We start from the raw sequence: 18133 nt of genomic DNA on the forward strand, positions 1-18133 counted from the left end.
TAATGCAAAAGAAAAGTTTACAATGTAGGGTTAAAAGAAGGAGAAGAACCTGGATCAATGGAGAAAGTAGAATTGTTGTAGAGAATCTCTTAAATAGAAACTTTCAAGCTAACAAGCCAAATGAAAAATGGGTTACAGACATTACATATTTGCCATTTGGTACAGAGATGTTGTATTTATCAAGTATTATGGATTTATATAACAATGAAATCATTGCGTATGAAATAAGTAACAGACAAGACGTAACACTTGTCTTAAACACAGTTGAGAAGGCGATTAAACTAAAACAAAAGACACTCAAATTATACTACATAGTGATCAAGGGGCCGTGTATACCTCCTACGCTTTCCAAACGTTATCTAAAGAGAATGGCATTACCACAAGTATGTCCCGTAAAGGAAATTGTCATGATAATGCCGTAATAGAATCTTTTCATTCCTCATTGAAATCTGAATTGTTTTACTCCCAAGAAAAACAAATACATTCAACTTCTACTCTCAAAGGCCTAGTGACAGGGTTGCTGCTCTAGTCGGCAATAACATATCCAAAATAAGGGAATTAGCAAAAGGTATAATGTATTCGTTTATTTTGAATCGTGTATCTTCCTATATAAAGAGGACCTGGATACACTCGTGATTTCGCAAATCTGTTTTACTGTCATATTTCCTTCTTCATAAAGCTTCATTGCATAATTCATTCCTGCATGTTTCTCATGGTACTTTTGAACTCGGCCTTGATATTTCCCTTCTTTTTTAGCAAGATTAATTCCCTCACGTTGGCGCATTCGGATTAAATCCCGTTCTAATTGATTTACTCCTCCCATTACTGTCATTAAGAACTGACTATATGGGTTTTCCTCAGATAAGTCTAACCAAGTATCTTTTAATGATTTTAAGTTTGCTTGTTTATTTTTTATGTAATCAACTAATTCAAATAAATCTCTTGTACTTCGAGTAATTCGAGTTAAATCTGTTACATAAATAATGTCTTCTTCTTTAAGGTCACCCAGCATATTTTGAAGTTCAGGTCTATCTTGCGTAGCACCTGATACTTTTTCTTGATATATGATATCTACTCCGATTTCTTCCATTTGCTGTAATTGCCTCTTCGAATTTTGATCTACAGAACTTACTCGTACATAACCTATTTTTCTCATATTTCACACTCCTATTTTGAAACAAGTCATATGGGACACTCTGAGATACCATTATACCAGACTTATAGAAATATCCCAATAGAGTAGACTCTATTGGGATGAAGATATGTTGAATAGAATTACACCTCGCAATTAATTTAATATTTTGAATTTTCTTGAAAAAAATCATACCTTTCATATCATGGATATATTTCTCTTTGGATTCGTATATAATTTTCATTATAAAATATTTACATTGGAGGTAATTATATGAATTCATATATTTCTTTTGCATTTTATTAAAATATGAAATTGTACTTAAAAAATTTAATAAATATAATACTTTATAAATTAGAGAGGGAGTATTGTAATGGTAAAACGAGATATTTCTCCAAGAAATCTTGGAGGTAAAGAAGATTCCCCGTTTTTACTTTCTAAAGAGGAATGGATTACGATTCAAAAATATACAGGTGATGGAGCCTATGTACCTGTGAATGAAGCTGAAATGCGTAAAGCTTTAGCACTTTCAGCTTCAGACGAGATTCCAGATTTTAATGAATTATATTCTGTTTATACAAATGTTAAAAATCATTGTCAAAACTGGACAGATAACACATATAGAGAAGTTCTTGGAGTTGCTAATGAAATTGTAAATTATGCAAGAAGAGCAAAAGTTTACTACAAGCCATTACTCGATTATTTACCAGCTATTATAGATGGTGATACTGAAGCTTTAGAAATGTTTAAGAAAATTTGTGAGAGGCTAGCAAAGGAAGCAGCTGAATTTCGTGATCATGCCGGTGCATTGGCAACCATGATTGGAACATTTGCAACTGATACGGCAAATGATTATCAGAGTTTAACAGTAGTTAAGGATAAATATGATAAAAAGTATGGAGAACATAGTGAAGAAGTAAAACAGCTTAGAGCTTCGGTAGAGCGATTAAGAGAAGATCTAGAGAAATATATGGATGAGTATGAGGATTATCAATCTCAATCATGGTTATCGTTGTTACTTGGACCTATTTTTGGATTCGCATTAAAGGGAATTCTCGACAGTACAAAAGGCAAAGCATTAAAAGCGAGAATTGATGCTACAAAACAACAAATCGAAGAATCCGGTAAAATAATCCAAAGGAATGTTTATCTGATGTCTTTACTTGATAAAACTGATACAGGAACGGATAAAATCCAAGAGCAAATGGCTGCTGCGTTACCTATAATACAGAAAATTCATGGCATTTGGAATTCTCTTCATAGTGATCTTGATGAACTATCTAAAATTGTTATGGAAGATATTCGTGATGATCCAGAATTTGCTGATCTTGGAGTTGAATTGGCTATTATGCAGTGGGAAGCTGTTGGGAAACAAGCGGATGACTTCCGAGTTAATGCAGATGTTGGATTTGTTGTTGAACAATACACAGCTTAAGTATGAAATAGTAATGTCACCTATAATACAAATCGCTCTTATATAGGAATAAATGATAAAAATACAGTTCGGGATATAAATCTAGAGACAAAAGAAGAATAAAAAGGATAAATTTCCATTTATTCCCTACATTCTTTCTTTTGTCTCTCATTTTTTAAATGGAGGAATTCATAATGGTTAGTAGTATTGATTATAAAGTTTTGTATGAGGAATTGTTAACAAATCAACAAATTCCCGGAACATCTTACTTAAATGCAACAAGAACAAAATATGAGATTCGTGATTTATTCGTTGATTTAGGAGAAGTATTTAAGTCTATTGAAGATAGTAAATTAACACCAAGTATGATTTCAATTTTTGCGGATGTAGTCCGAATTCCTAACAAATTCAGGTGTACTTTAAAAGATATGCAATTAGTTATTCGAGCAAGAAGAGTGGAAATACAATCAGAAGGGACCGCAGAGATTTTACTAGACTATAAGAATGGAGGCAAGTTAGCTCAGTTGACGATATATGGTATTGAACTTTCTGGAGTGTTACATGCAACTCCAATTTATAATCAAAGTTCTCCACCTCCTTATTCTATAGAGCTCAAAAATAAAGGCGTAAGATTGTCCGATAAGGATGGAATATTTACTGCAGAAGAAATTACACACGTAGTCCCAACACCACAACTTCCAAAGCTTTTTATTTCAGTTTTCCAAGTAGCATGTCTATTTTTTGAATCAAGGCCTGATATTGCAGCCAATCAGTTAAATTGGTTAAAGATATTTACTACCCAATATGACGGACTAACTTCATTGTGTGTACAAAGCACTTCATTGTTGGCTATTTTAACTGCTAATCGTGGTGATAATACGTTTGTGCCCCTTTTAGATAAAGAACTCTACAGAGATGAAATTAATGCTTTTTTGGGAGCTGCACAGCAATTTGAGGCACAATATCATCGTTACTTAGATAAAAATTTGTCAATTGAAGATCGCAAAAATGCAGCCTTGCTCATGCTAAAACATGAACAAGATACCTTATTATTTAAAGAAACATTAATTAATCAAGCAAAAAACAATTTAAAAAATTCTCGAGATGCCATTGAGACATCTTTACGCCAATTTGAGAAACAGCAACATGTCTTAACATTAGCTAAAATTGAGTTCGAGTATGGACTTAAGAAATATGAATATGAACAACAGATGAGATTAGCTTTTAAAATGGTAAGTACTGTACTAAATTTCGCACAATCTATGGGTTCCATAATTGCTTCAGGAGGAGCTTCTGCCCCTGGAGAAATAATAGGGATAATTAATGCTTTAAAGGAAATTATAGAAGCTGGTGGTGAGCTATCAGCATTAGCTCAAGCATTAAAAGAAAATATGGAGAAACTAAATGACCTCGTTGAATTAATTAACAAGGTATATACATTAGCAGAAGATATATCAGAGGCATCAGGAGATATGCAATTCCCAGATGATTTATTTGAAAAAATTAAAGATACGGAATGGGATATTCCTCAAGAAGATTTAACTGGTAAAGCAACTTGGGACATATTTAAGTTAAAGACAGCTGCAGCTTTAGACGATGCAATTAAGAAAGAAATTGAAGGTGCTAGGGCATATCTACTAGAGTTAGACATTTTAGCTGTTTATGGACAAACACTTGCTTCAATTCAAGTAGCTGTCATTAGTTGTGGTCAAGAACTATTCCGTCTGTTAATTGAAAAACATATCCATCAAGCTGACCTTGCAAGATTAGAAGAGTATATTAGAAATCTAGAGGGACAAGAATCTGAAAATGAAGAAATGGAACAAAAGTTGTATCAACGCTATATAGACATGAAGCAAATTCTATTTGTGGCATTAGCAAATTACAAACATGCTTATAAATATTGGGCTCTCCGAGACTCAGATGTAAATCCAAATATCTTAAAAGATGTATCCGAACTAAAAGTGGATGTGGCAACAATACAAACTGACTGTATGCAGGCTTTAAAACAATTTAATCCACCTCCTCAACGCTTTCAAAATAGAATAGTAGAAATTACAGATTCAAAAGTTCTAGAGTCATTGAAGGAACAAAGAGAAGCTTCGTGGGAAATCAATTTAAACGATACTCTTTTTGAAAATGAGTATCGTGTGCGCCTCAAATTAATGCGAATTTGGTTAGATGGAATTGACGCTACTTCTAAAGTACAAATACGGATTACGAATTCAGGCCATTATTATGATAATTATATGGAGAAAAAGTTTCAATTTAATTCGGAATCCTTTAATCGAGGATTTAGTTATCAAGGAACTACCATTATTACTGATGGAATCATTGCGGACGAATTTGCTTACGATTACTTTATTCCAAACCCTTACACAACTTGGACAATTAAAGTTCAGGATGGGCCAGACCTTTCTAACGTGACAAAAATCAGAATGGAATTAGCAGGTTCTCTTGTTACTAATTACAAGAAAAATAATCTAGTTTTAAATGATTTAATAGAATCTGTCTAAAAAGCAATGAGTAAATACAACTAACCATTATCTAGAGGGGTATTCATATGAACCATTTAGCCTTTTCTCCACGAGAATTAGGAGGGAAAGATTCTCCTTTTCTCCTTACGATAGAAGAATGGCGTTCATTCGCTAATTATTTGAACAAATGGATCTCAGCACCGACTAGTATCGATCAAGTGAAAGAAAGAATATATCTCATACTCGACGGAAAAGTCAAAAGTAATTGGGATAGACTCATCACAACTTCTACTTTTCGTAGATTAGTTGAAGAAGCAATTGCAACTAAGTTAAACGTTATAGAAAAATGTAGATTCTGGGAAAATGGAGGGCATAAAGATATACTTATCATTGCTCAAAATATTGTTGCCTTTGCGGATTTAATTTCTATTAAATATCATAATGATCTTAATCAAGTAATATCGGAAGCACAAACTGGTAAATTATCTCCCAATACAAAATCTAAATTCATAAATATATGTAAAGATCTATCTAGTCACGCACAAACATATTATCAACAGTCTCAATCTATGGAAACATCCCTTTCCGAATTTTATTCAGAGATTCAAAAATACGAAGAAACAGTACAAACTTGGTCATATCTGATGTCACAGTTACCACTGCAAAACTCAAATGATTTTGTTGTCGCACAAAACACGGTTGTTTATTTAGTAGCTCCAGTCATGAGTTTGGTTCAGTATAAAGAGTCCGTGTGCACTGTTATTCGAAAAGTCCATAGAATATGGAGCGCTATATCTTATGATTTAAAAGAACTAGCAGATAATATTGAGGATATCGAAAATTTGGAGGAGTTCATTGCTGCTTTAGAGCTAGAATTGGCCTTTGAAGATTGGAAAACAATTCGGGATGAAGCGGAAAATTTTTATAAAAATGCAGAGAACTTTTCTTGAAGAAAAACATTTATAAATGGAGAAAAAGTTTCAATTTAATTCGGAATCCTTTAATCGAGGATTTAGTTATCAAGGAACTACAATAATTACTGATGGAATCATTGCGGACGAATTTGCTTGCGATTACTTTATTCCAAACCCTTACACAACCTGGACAATTAAAGTTCATGAGGGAACAGACCTTTCTCATGTGTCAAAAATTAGAATGGAATTAGCAGATCCCCTTGTTACTAATTATAGAAAAAATCTATAAATGTAATTAAACGTGTACAGATAAATTTTTAAAATAAAATGATTCATTAATCAAAAAGGAATAGTGAGGGATTTATATGAATTATGCTGCAGCATTTTCAACACATGAATTGGGAGGAAAAAATTCGCCATTTCTCCTCTCAGTAGAAGAATGGAGAGATTTTTCTAATTATATGAAAAAATGCATCTCACTACCAACAACTCAAAGTATTCTACAGGAGAGAATATCTAAAATAAATAACGGCCAATTAACACAAAGTTGGTTTAACCTCATAGAAAGAAGCACTTCATATTCTACATTGGTATTAACAGGTACAGAGATGACTACTAGGGTAAAAGAAGCCTCTGAATTTTGGGACAATGGAGGACGTGCATCAATAATTGCTCTCGCTCAAAACATTGTAGCTTATGCAGATCTGATTTGTATTAAACACCGTGATGATCTTAATCAAGTACTATTGGAAGCGCATAATGGAAATATGTCTCCAAGTACTAAAACTAAATTTATAAATATATGTAATGATTTATCTGAACATGCCCTAAAATATCATCTGCAGTCTCAAACGATGCTGACATATCTATCTGATTTTTATACAGTCATTGGAGAGTGTAAAGATACGCATCAAAGTTGCCTAAATCTAATTTCACAGATAGCGATAAGAGATCATCTTGAATATGCGGTTGTACATAATACGGTAACGTTTTTATTAGGTGCAATTAGTAGCGTGATCCCTTCTGAAACAAAAATTTTACCTGTAATTAGAAAAATCCATTTAATATGGAGTGCTATCTCTTATGATTTAAAAGAATTAGGGGAGAACATGAGTGAGGATTTGGTTAGTCTTCCTGATATTATTGCTGCTCTAGAGCTTGAATTAGCATTTGAAAATTGGAGTGCAATTCGTGAGGAAGCTGAAGATTTTTACAAAAATGCAGAGAACTTTTCTTGAAGAAAAGCATTTATAAGTAGATATTGATAGAAGTCACATTATAAAAAAACTCAGAAACCTCTGTTTTTGAGCTTTTTTGTTTTTTCTATTTATTTGGCTTAGGTGAACGATTATCATATCGAACCGTAGCATCTTAAAAAAATTCATGCTATTTTCAGTTTAATAGGGATTCTTTGATTCATATTTAATTTAAAGGTGCCGTATGGATTAATATGATTATAAAATAATGGTGTTAACCCACGGAAATCTTCAGGAGTCATTTTGTTAAGTAAATATTTATTATTGTCATACAAGACTTCTTGAACCATTAATGTATTCATAAATACCAAACAATTTTGTAATAATTGAAGTGATAATGCAGATACTTCTTGGTCTTCTAAAGAATTAGACCGAATTTCGCTATTTTTCCCATAAAATATATAGCTATTAACGGAATTCCAATGTTCAACAGTGTTTAAACCTTCATGAATTTCTCGACAAATTTCTTCAAAATGTAAATAATCACACAAGAAAATCGTTTTCATTGCTTTTCCTAATTCACACAGTGCTTGATAAGTTGGATGTTGTGTATCTCTAGTAAATCTTTTTAAAATCGATTCTGCAGAAGCTGTTCCTAACCGTAAAGCAGTTGCAAACTTAATAATCTGTTCATATTGTTGACGAATGATATCCCAGTTAATTGGTCTACTTAAAACATCTTGTAATTGAGGATACGCTTCATTCATGCCAGTTTCCGGACGATATAACTTTTGAGAACCGATATTTTTAAAACGTGGCATCAGTTTAAAACCAAGTAAATGACAAAAAGCAAAAGCAACAACACTTTGTCCGTGTGTATCCACATAATTACGATCAATTTCCATGTCTGTACAATGACGGAGAACCCCTTCCATCATGGAGGCTACTTCAGATGATAGACAAGATTTCACCTGAGAGTAAATACATGCAGATTTTCGATCGGTATGCCAATAAATCATAATGCCACGCCCCTTATAACGAGGATGCCATTCGGTAAGTAAATTTTGATCCCATTTACCAAATTTTTTTGAATCTGATGCACAAGCTGTTGTAGCTGCCTCCCCATACTTCTTGCATTCGATGAGAGATAATATGGTTTGTTACAGTTGCATTTGCTTTGCGTAAATGATCCTTATGTATAAATTTATGCCGAATGTAGCGTAGTTCTCGATAACTATCCTTATGGCTACCAGTCGATACAGCTTTCAAACCTGTATTGGTACCTAAACCAAATAAACTAAGAAGAAGTCTTTTTTGAACAGTTTCTCTATCTAATATCCCCCGATTCGCTGTTGTTTTAAAGTGTTTCGTAAACCCTGTATGAAAATCTGTTTCTTTTACTAAATCCAGTAAATTTATATCAGACCAACGGTCTTTAATTTTATTTTTAATTTGCACTAAAGATTGAGGTTCTGGCTGTTTATCTAATGGAGTAACTCGAATCCATCCTTTCTTATTTTTTGTAATAATCTTTATTTTTTGGTTACTTTTATCTTCTAATCCTTGGTTTAGCATATTTAACCTTTCTTTCATGGTTTGTACGACCTGTGAAATGAAAGGTTCTACATCAAGTGGCATTTTGAGAGCTTGAAAATAGTTCGTTTTTTGTTCTTCAAAATCTTGAGGCAAGTCTTCATCAGGATTACGATAACGATTTGCACCTTCGATCCAAATCTCTTTACACCGAAGACGAATGCGAAGAGATTGTAAAACAGCAATTTTATATCTCATCTTATTTATTCTTTCTATGCCGTTATTATCTTTTTCGATAATAATATCTTTCCATTTTGGCTGGATTAGGGGTACAGCCGAGATACGTGTAAAAATAAGTCATAGGATTACTTTTATTTCCAACTCAATTCTATTTAACTTATAAGTGGGATTATTTCTACTATTAGATGAGTGTTTTGTGAATAAATTACACAATTACCGAAAAAGTTATATATAGGATTAACCATAAATGCCTATCAACTGAGGATAGAAACGCATGTTAAATCAATTTAAAGCATACCAATGGAACTTTTTCTTGGGGACGGTGAAGTGTGGAACCTAATACTTACATAAGCAATAGATGGTTATATCAAGTTTTACAATAACGAAAGTAATCAATAAAAATTAAACGGCTTAATCCCATTAGAATGCAGAATTTAAGCCGCTTAAACTAAAGGTATAAACTATTTCACTAATGAATGTAATTCAAAACTCTTCATTACATTTGATATTTCGTTATAAATACTATCATACATTGTTTTAAATTTCTTATTTTCATAATATTCAACAGGACGTTGACTTACACGAATATATACATAAATTAAATTATCGGTTTCATCCAGCTTTGTAAGTGGTCCAGATTCAATATAATCCATCATTTCCGGATTATTATCAAAAATTAAAATGCTACAAATAGGGAATTTCCCCCCTTCAATATTCGCAACAAAACTAATTGTCCCTTTCGCATTTTTGTCAAATGGGTCTCGATTCACATACACATGGTCCATCCAAATAGTAGGGATTTGTAAAGTAAAAGGATACTGTTCATCTCCATATTCTTTTGTTAAACTCGAATTATCAGAGTAACCCAATATATTGTTTGTTTGAAAACTAGTTTGTTTTATATAGTCCATCTGTTTTTCTGCTGCAAAAATTACGGAATCTTCCCATAAATTTTGACTAAATAAAATACTTACGCCAAAAATGTAAGACCCTATTGTTTTTAAGTTTAAATTCATTATGCTACCTCCATTAAATTAAGAGTACGTCTCATTTCCTTTTGACTTACTATACGTCCTAATAGATTTGGTTTTCTAGTTGAAACTTTCGTCTGTTATAACAAATAAAGTGTATAATAAGTTGCTAATAATATACGATGAAATTTTTATTCAACGTTTACATGATAGTCAATCTTTTCTTGTTCCTCAGATGTGATTGTTGATGAACGTTTAAAGCTTCCAAGTGTAATAAGTAGTACTGCTATAACCAATATTGGCACCAACCATTTTATTGTATTTTTTACCATCAAACTGCACTCTCCCTCTTATTAGTTAGATTTCCAAGATCCGTTCCGCCTTCCATCCCCAGCCCCATTCATTTTATTCATTTTTTCATCTCTAACTAAAGCTTGTACTCCGCCATAAAATACTGGGGAATCCTTATAAATAACGTTATAACCGTCTTCTTTTAAATTTTTCTGTACATTGAATGGTAATACATTTTCGGTATACAAGTAATCTTTTTCAAAGATAAATCGCGATTCATCTACAGTGTCTTGTAAAGCGGAATTGCTATGAAAATATTTATCTAATACTAATGTTAAAATTTGTGGGATTCGGTTCCCTCCTGGTGATCCAATACCCATAATTTCTGTTCCTTTTTTCTCTAATATTGTAGGAGCCATAAATGTTCTTGACCGTTTACCCGATTCTCTTTGATTTGGACTATTACTAAAATTAGCTAGCTGATTATTTAGAAAAAAACCTTCCATATAAGCTCCAGTACCAAAAAAATTACTTAAAGTATTTGTCACAGAAACAACTGTTCCATATTTGTCCATAACGACAAAATGCGTTGTACTTTCGTGTTCCTCTTCTAGAGGTACTATATTTTCCTTTTTAATTAATCTTGATAGATATTGATTACTAATCCATTTTTGTGAGTGCATTTGAGAAAATTTAGGATCACCTATTGTTTGAACCCTATCTTGATAGGAAACCTTTGTGATTTCACCCATATTTTTCATATATGCCTCTAAATTATTAGCTCTACTATAAGTATTAGTTAATTCAGTTTGTTTTAGCATTTGGAGTAATGTTACCCCAGAAAAAGGCGGAGGAGCCGTATAAACTGTATATCCACAATATTGCCCAATTACGGGTTTCCTCTCTTCAACCTGATACTTGTTAATATCGCTCAAGGGGATATTAGTCATTTTATTAAGTTCTTTGGCTATATCCCCCTGATAAAATGACGAAGTTCCTTTTTCTTGAATATTTTTTAAAGTATTGGACAATTTTTTCTGAATAAGTTTTTTCCCTTGATTAATTGGATCTCCATCAGGATAAAAGATATTTAGCTTTTTCGAATAAATCCGATGAGATGCACCAGCCAATCGAGAAGAAAGTATATCGTCTACTTCAAATCCATTCTCAGCGTAGAAAATAGATGGTTTCAATAATTCTGACATTTTTATAGATCCGTATTTTTTATGGGCAAATTCCATTCCCGCTACGAACCCTGGAATTCCTGTATTACCTGTATTATTAATTTGGGAGGGGGCCACTTCACGATAGTCTATAAAATTACTTTCCCCATGTTCATTTAAAATTAACATACCACCCCCACCACCTAATCCTGAAGCGTAAGGTTCTACAACTCCCAACATATATGAAATTACTATTGCCGCATCAATTGCATTTCCTCCTTGTTGTAAAATTTTCATTCCCTCATCTACAGCAAGAGGATGGGAAGCGCTTACTCCGTATGCAAAATCTTTCTTTATACTTTGCTTTTTTTGCAAGTTATCTTTATTATCAACTAAGTAAAATATTAATATTACAGAAAGAATAAGTAATAATTTTAAAGCACGTATTTTATGAAAGAAATTCAAACTACTATCTCCTTATCTTTGTGATTGATTAGCTCTTTCATTCTTGTGGTTAAGAATACGTTGATGATTTACAGTAATTTCTATCTTTCCCTCTTTTTCATTCCATAATGATTCATTCTTTGTTTTTTTTGTAAGTTGGCGATTAATCCTTTCCGTATCCCACCAGCCAGCTACTGGACGTGGTGTTCCTTCTTTAATTTTTAAAGGTACTATTTCAACTTTTGCTAATCCATCATTTTGTAAATGATATTGTACCAATGCACTATCTTTTGTTCTGGTCCATCCTTGATCAAAAATAAAATTCCCTAAACTATAAAATATAATACTATTTTTATAAACTTCAAAAGATTGGAGAACGTGTGGATGATGTCCAATAATAATATCAGCACCTGCATCAACCATTGCTTTTGCTAATGCTTTTTGTCTTGGATTTGCTTCAGTATCATATTCATCTCCCCAGTGCGCATTAACAATTACCAAATCTGCATTTCCTTCTTTAGATTTTTTAGCTTTTCTAATAAGTTCAAAAAATATATCCGGATTCATATTCAGTACACCAGCCTGTTCTTTTGTTGCAATAAACCCATCCACATATGCATCTGTAAAACCAAGTGAAGCAACTCTCACACCATTTAAATCTTGATATACAATATTTTTAGCGTCTGTTAAATTTCCCCCCGCTCCTATGTAATCTAAGTTTTCTTCCTTAAAAACTTGTAAGGTATCCCTTAATCCTTTTTCACCATAATCCATCATATGGTTATTTGCTAAATTTAAAATTGTAAAACCAGCTTCTTTAGTAGCTGCAACTGCTTGCCTTTTTGTTTCTAGGTGAATATATTTCTCTGCTTTTTCATATTGTTCCTTCGTTTTTAGTAAAACAGGATTTTCAAAGTTACCACTAACGTAATCTGAATTCTCAAAGTATGGTAAAGTGTATCTGAAAACATAAGTAGGACCATAACGTTCGGAGATTTCTTTTATATTCCGTCCCATCATTACATCACCAACCATCGTCATCGTAAATATTGCTTCTTTATTAGCAGCTATCGATTCCGTTGCTTTAGTACGTTCAAAAAATGAAAAACAGATTAACGCTATTGAAATACCTAGTAATGTAGTTAATGTATATAGAGTGTTTTTTTTCTTAGTCTTTTTACTAAAAGCTAAGAGATTTTCTTGAAATGTTAAATTTTTTTTCATTTTTCTCTCCTTAAAATAGATAATAAACGTTTAAAATTCCGAAGGTAAGACCACTTAATAAAAGTGTACTACCAATAGTTAATGGCAAACCTTGTTTTTGGATTGTATTAGCAATTAATCCTGGGACAATGACACCAATACCTCGAAACTCATAAACTTCAAACGGCATTACAGGATACAAGTAATCAAATATAAGTTTTAAGCAAATTCCAGTAATAAGCATTGCTGCAAATTTTCGACGGCCATATAAAATTGTAAAACGTGCTATACCATGTGTTACGATTAAGTACGTTAAAATACTGATAAGTAATACTAGTAACATAAATACAGGCTGATTAAAAATGAGGGATAAATAACCAGCTACAACTAATCCTGAAGGTAATATTCCCGTTTTTTCTGTATATATGAGGCTTAAGGTTACACCTAATACTAATGCGATATATAAATCTGATCCAAACATTACTTCCCCTCCATAAATTTTTATGTTTTTAGCTAACTTGGCTTACTAACTCTTCTTCTATGATTGCATCAATTAATGGTGTAGCTGCTCCATGAATATTTCCTATACCATATACAATACGACCTCTTATATACGGGCGCATAGCGTTCATAATTTCGTCTGTTGACCAACCTTCTAAATCAACAAATAAATTTGCAGGTATTACGCCTTTCTCATGAAAATCCTTAATAGGAGCGGTTGTCTCTCCTATGGCTAATAATATATCTGCCTCAATATACGGTAATACATCCCTCGCAAACTGTTCAGTTCTATCTACACGATCCGCTCTACAATTCATAATAATAATGGGCGCTTTCTCGCTATATTTAAAAGAACTTACTCTTTCCCAAATACGTAAGGTTGATGATGCATCATTTGCAGCAAATCCATTTACAAAAAATGATGGTTCTAGGTTTTCTCCAAATCGTGTAATTCGCATTGCTCCGGGATCTGGTTGAGCATTTAACATACCACGAAATGCGGTTTCTTCATCAATTCCCATTGCCTCGGCAACAGCTAAGGCAATCGATGCATTATCAGGGAATACCATATAATCAAACTTTCGTAAAAATTCATCTGAAATTTTCGAGTTATCTGCCGTTATTACCTTTGTATTTCTTTGTTTAGCTACTTTTTTGAAATACTCTAAATAATCGCTTTCGATTGTTACTAAATAACCATTGTATGGAATTGTTGCCGTAAATGCATCTGCTACCTCATTAAGCGTAGGCCCCATAACATCCATGTGGTCCTCTAAAACATTCACAATGATACCTATATTCGCGTTAATCATTATATTCTGAAAGATAATTTGGTAATCTGGCTGAACAGCCATACATTCACATACAAGAGCATCTGCTTCTAAATCTGCTACTTCTTTTATTACTCTCCGCTGTTCACCAATATTAGGTCCTTCTTTTCGTCGTTTTATTGGTGACTCATCTTTGGTAAACCAATAAATCATTCGTGCGGATGTTCCGGTCGTTTTTCCCACTACCTTATAATTAGCCTCTTTCACAACCCCGGTAATTAACCTTGTAACAGTGGACTTTCCTCGAATTCCATTTACATTGATTCTGACTGGTATTGAATGTAACCTCTTTTGATGCCGTATACGCTCCCAAATACCATAAGTTAATAGAATTACTACACATAATACTATAGTTAGTATCATTTACAGTTCCTCTCCTTTTAGAATCTTAATAACCCTATACCACAACGCTTTTACTTATTTGCTATATAATAGAAAAGGACCTTAGTAATTAGTTCTGTATAGATAAATAGCATACCGTAGTAACTTTTCGCAGATTTTTAAGGCCTCCCTTTGTAATCATACTTGCATAAATGTAATAATTAGTAAATTGATAACTTTTTTATTGAAAATTCAGAATATTAACGGATTGTATTTGGATTACTATAATAATGATATTTACGAAATAATAGATTTCTTGTGCTAAAATGAATGTAATATGAAATAGTGCTGATATATTTACCATTGTAAAAGTAGTGTTAGTAGAATCAAGTTGGTTTAATACAAAAAAAAAGACATCTATATAGATGTCTTTTTCTTTGTATTGTACTAAGGAGAATGTTCTTATTTAACTAATTGCTGCTGGATTTCCTTAATTAAAAGTTCAGCCCCTTCAGGACTAAGAACGATTTGCCCATTTGCTAATGATATATTTCTTTCTGAAATATCACCAGTTATTACACACGCATCGTAAGATTTATATTTTTGTAAAATGATCTTTTCATCTTCTATAAATATTTCTACAGGATCTTTTTCTGCAATTCCTAATGTTGTTCTTAACTCTTTTGGAAGTACAATCCTCCCTAATTCATCTATTTTTCGTGTAACACCTGTTGATTTCATTTTATTACCATCCTTTTATTTTTAATTACTAATCACCTATGAACAAACGGATTAAATGTTGTTTTTCTAGTAATCTAACACAAATTCGGTTTTTCCAATAAGGTTTATATCTACAGACATTGCTACCTTTACTGTCTTAATTTCATATGTAACTGTTTCGATGTGTTTTTTGGAACACGGATAAAGTTAATTAGACCTGGGATTTCTACATATCTTTCAAAGAAAACTCCGTATCTTTAACTGTTTTAGGCTTTTTTGTTCCAAATAAGCCCACAAGCAATAGACCTCCTATATATTAATATTACAACATTATCATGTTCAATTGGTATTTCTAGGGATTAACAGCCCATTGCAATATCTTGTCCTCTTAATTCACATAATTTTCAAATACCAAAGGTTCTAATGGTTGAATTTGGTATATAATGAAATCAAGTCATATGTAAGATGGTTTCCCTGTTACGAGTAATGAGATAGTTTGATTCACCTTTTATACATTATCTGAAAAAGAACTTGTAGAATTCCTACAAGTTCTTTTTGTTATTCAGTTCAAACAAGCTACAAGGGGTCACCTTATCAAAATAAGAAAATTGTACGTTTAGATACATAAAGTAGACCTATAACTTACTAGGTTTTAATCACTGGTTTTCATAATGATGATGTTATCCAAGTATACCGCTTACCCTTAGAGCTAGAATATCGGGTATTTTCTTGTATGCATGGTGCTTCAAAAGGAAAAAGCCCTTTCCTATGTAACGTTGCTTTTGGAACCGTTTGTAGTTATTTAGATAGATTTATGTTTCAATTGCTTGAATCAGTTCTCTTTTTCTTTAATAATCCTTGAGATAAGATACTTCAGATTTAAAATGAGAGAAAAATCAAATATACATTTTTATATTAAGACCAAACCCATTGATCTTCATTTGATGTTAAAACATTGGACTCATTAATTTTTTCACTATAATTATGCTACCTGATGAATGGAGGTGGTATACTCATAAACAACACCCAAAATATCAAAGACCGTTTTTTTCTCATATCTGTGGGATTTTCGTCCGTTTCGCTGTAGGAGGTTAAACAGACGAAGGAGAATCTTTGATAATTCTGGGGTGTTTTTTTGTAATGCTTGATGAAACAGTAAGAAATAATCTTTAATCATGTACATCGCTTTATATTCACTTAGCTCTTTCTGTTTCTTACGTAACAGAAGCTCTCTCATTTTAAACATAGTAGAAGAACATAATAGGATACTAATGAGTTGTCCATAAAGGTGACATTCTAGCCGCTCTTGTTTTATAGTTTTACAACGATGAATTTGAAACCAAGATTTCCATATTTTAAATAACAGCTCAATTTGCCAACGCAGTGAATATAAATCATAGATTTTCTCTTTTGGTACCCATTCCGAAGGAATGTTTGTCATATATACCGTAATTCCTTGTAAAAGCTTCGTACGATCTGTATATGTAATCCCCTTTTTCATTTCACGAATAGCTCGATCACGTTGGCGTTTCTGTTTTTGCTCCTCCGTACATCTATAAACCACAATCCGAGTAGGAAGCTTGTCTTTACTCCCTACATATACATCATCTAACTCATACACTTGGCCAGGTTGTAGTTGTTTCATAATGTCTTCCAAATGAATTTGTATATATACCGGTTTCAATTGAGAGGATTTTGTTTTAAATACTACTGTTTCGAACTCTTTTCTATATATTTTAGTTGGTAACTTAAGACGGGATAAATAATACCCCTGCTTGTCTTGAATAGACTTAAAGTCTTGTAGACGAAAATATCCTAAGTCACGGATATACAGCTCATTCTTTTGTATCATGTCTGTTCGAGTCGCACCATACGCCTGATCACTTCGTTTTCCCGGTTCAATTTTCACATCAGAAAACTCCCCACTCAATAGGTCATACTCTAGTTGAATTTTCACACCAGCTGTATGACTACATCCTCCCGCACCAGGATAAGTAGCTGCGAATCGATCTGGAACTTGAAAGGTTGTAGAATCGAGGATGCGGATGCGCTCAAAGTAGGAAGAAAGAGAATGAGGAAAGAAGGCTACAGAAGCCGAGTTAAATCGCCGATTAAGTCCTTCCGGACTTAATAAAACGCCTGTTGAAGTTTCTAGTTGACTACATAGTTGAGTAAGAGAGGTAGTAGCGACTTGTTGATTTAACCATACACACAAAGATAAGAAATGGTGCCCGTGGCACTTACGTTTTCGTTTCATCCCGCCTGCTTCTATAGCTAGTTGATTAAGTGTAGCGGGAGACATATATCGATATAACTCTTCGGCAAATAAAGACAACTCTTGTTTTTGATGTATATTCATAAAAAACACGTCACCCTTTCTCATTAATATAAGAGAATAGTAACGTGCTTTTAACTTCAAGAATAGTCCGAATCCTTAAGTTGATGGATGTGGGGTAGCACCACACATCCATCAACTTAAGGTATATTTTTATACAAAATGCGGTCTTTCTATATAGTTTTTTATTATCTTTTATAGATTTTATAAAAGTAGGCATATCAAATAAACCCTGACGGGCTTCAATTTTTTTACTATGCTACCTGATGAGTAGAAGTGGTATACTCATAAACAACACCCAAAATATCAAAGACTGTCTTTTTCTCATATCGATGAGATTTTCGTCCGTTGTGCTGTAGGAGGTTAAACAGACGAAGGAGAACCTTTGATAATTCTTGGGTGTTTTGGTGTAATGCTTGGTAAAAAAGTAAAAAATAATCCTTAATTA

The 18133-nt window shown here is 32.8% G+C and carries 13 protein-coding genes and 4 pseudogenes; 6 read left to right on the top strand and 11 right to left on the bottom strand.

The window, feature by feature from the left end; all coding sequences use genetic code 11:
* Positions 1-529 (top strand): annotated as a pseudogene (locus BM089_RS29035) (IS3 family transposase); the annotation flags it as partial.
* A 54-nt stretch (positions 530-583) separates the two neighbouring features.
* Here BM089_RS29035 and BM089_RS29040 read toward each other — a convergent pair.
* Positions 584-1156, bottom strand: coding sequence for a recombinase family protein (locus BM089_RS29040; protein WP_090978924.1), 573 nt, complete (start codon positions 1154-1156; stop codon positions 584-586).
* A gap of 349 nt (positions 1157-1505) precedes the next feature.
* Here BM089_RS29040 and BM089_RS29045 point away from each other — a divergent pair, with 349 nt between their 5' ends.
* From BM089_RS29045 to BM089_RS29065, 4 genes are all read left to right on the top strand, one after another.
* A complete protein-coding gene (locus BM089_RS29045; protein ID WP_061530442.1) occupies positions 1506-2567 on the top strand; it encodes an alpha-xenorhabdolysin family binary toxin subunit A in 1062 nt (353 codons plus the stop codon).
* A 173-nt stretch (positions 2568-2740) separates the two neighbouring features.
* The gene (locus BM089_RS29050) at positions 2741-5062 is read left to right on the top strand and encodes a hypothetical protein (RefSeq protein ID WP_090978926.1); all 2322 of its coding nucleotides are present in this window, start codon (positions 2741-2743) and stop codon (positions 5060-5062) included.
* A 47-nt stretch (positions 5063-5109) separates the two neighbouring features.
* A complete protein-coding gene (locus tag BM089_RS29055) occupies positions 5110-5973 on the top strand; it encodes a hypothetical protein (protein WP_061530440.1) in 864 nt (287 codons plus the stop codon).
* A 329-nt stretch (positions 5974-6302) separates the two neighbouring features.
* Positions 6303-7175, top strand: coding sequence for a hypothetical protein (locus BM089_RS29065; RefSeq protein ID WP_061530438.1), 873 nt, complete (start codon positions 6303-6305; stop codon positions 7173-7175).
* Positions 7176-7318: 143 nt separating this feature from the next.
* Here BM089_RS29065 and BM089_RS29070 read toward each other — a convergent pair.
* From BM089_RS29070 to BM089_RS29100, 8 genes and pseudogenes are all read right to left on the bottom strand, one after another.
* Positions 7319-8999: pseudogene (locus BM089_RS29070) on the bottom strand (Tn3 family transposase); the annotation flags it as partial.
* Between the two features lie 368 nt (positions 9000-9367).
* Positions 9368-9922, bottom strand: coding sequence for a hypothetical protein (locus BM089_RS29075; protein WP_090978928.1), 555 nt, complete (start codon positions 9920-9922; stop codon positions 9368-9370).
* Between the two features lie 146 nt (positions 9923-10068).
* A complete protein-coding gene (locus BM089_RS31680) occupies positions 10069-10209 on the bottom strand; it encodes a CapE family protein (RefSeq protein ID WP_000240488.1) in 141 nt (46 codons plus the stop codon).
* A 21-nt stretch (positions 10210-10230) separates the two neighbouring features.
* A complete protein-coding gene (locus BM089_RS29080; RefSeq protein ID WP_090978931.1) occupies positions 10231-11796 on the bottom strand; it encodes a gamma-glutamyltransferase family protein in 1566 nt (521 codons plus the stop codon).
* Positions 11797-11808: 12 nt separating this feature from the next.
* Positions 11809-12999, bottom strand: a complete 1191-nt coding sequence (locus BM089_RS29085; protein WP_090978934.1) for a CapA family protein — start codon at positions 12997-12999, stop codon at positions 11809-11811.
* Between the two features lie 10 nt (positions 13000-13009).
* The gene (gene pgsC / locus BM089_RS29090) at positions 13010-13459 is read right to left on the bottom strand and encodes a poly-gamma-glutamate biosynthesis protein PgsC (RefSeq protein WP_000468008.1); all 450 of its coding nucleotides are present in this window, start codon (positions 13457-13459) and stop codon (positions 13010-13012) included.
* 28 nt (positions 13460-13487) lie between these two features.
* A complete protein-coding gene (pgsB, locus tag BM089_RS29095; protein WP_090978937.1) occupies positions 13488-14672 on the bottom strand; it encodes a poly-gamma-glutamate synthase PgsB in 1185 nt (394 codons plus the stop codon).
* 420 nt (positions 14673-15092) lie between these two features.
* The gene (locus BM089_RS29100; RefSeq protein WP_090978940.1) at positions 15093-15371 is read right to left on the bottom strand and encodes an AbrB/MazE/SpoVT family DNA-binding domain-containing protein; all 279 of its coding nucleotides are present in this window, start codon (positions 15369-15371) and stop codon (positions 15093-15095) included.
* A 616-nt stretch (positions 15372-15987) separates the two neighbouring features.
* Between BM089_RS29100 and BM089_RS31685 the strand changes: the two are divergent.
* A pseudogene (locus tag BM089_RS31685) lies at positions 15988-16212 on the top strand (hypothetical protein); the annotation flags it as partial.
* Between the two features lie 120 nt (positions 16213-16332).
* Here the strand turns inward: BM089_RS31685 and BM089_RS29110 are convergent.
* Positions 16333-17709 (bottom strand): IS4 family transposase, encoded by a 1377-nt coding sequence (locus BM089_RS29110; protein WP_139213357.1) that lies wholly within the window; start codon positions 17707-17709, stop codon positions 16333-16335.
* A gap of 230 nt (positions 17710-17939) precedes the next feature.
* A pseudogene (locus tag BM089_RS29115) lies at positions 17940-18133 on the bottom strand (IS4 family transposase); the annotation flags it as partial.

The sequence above is a fragment of the Bacillus sp. 5mfcol3.1 genome, assembly GCF_900114335.1.
GTDB classification, from domain to species: Bacteria; Bacillota; Bacilli; order Bacillales; family Bacillaceae_G; genus Bacillus_A; species Bacillus_A thuringiensis_S.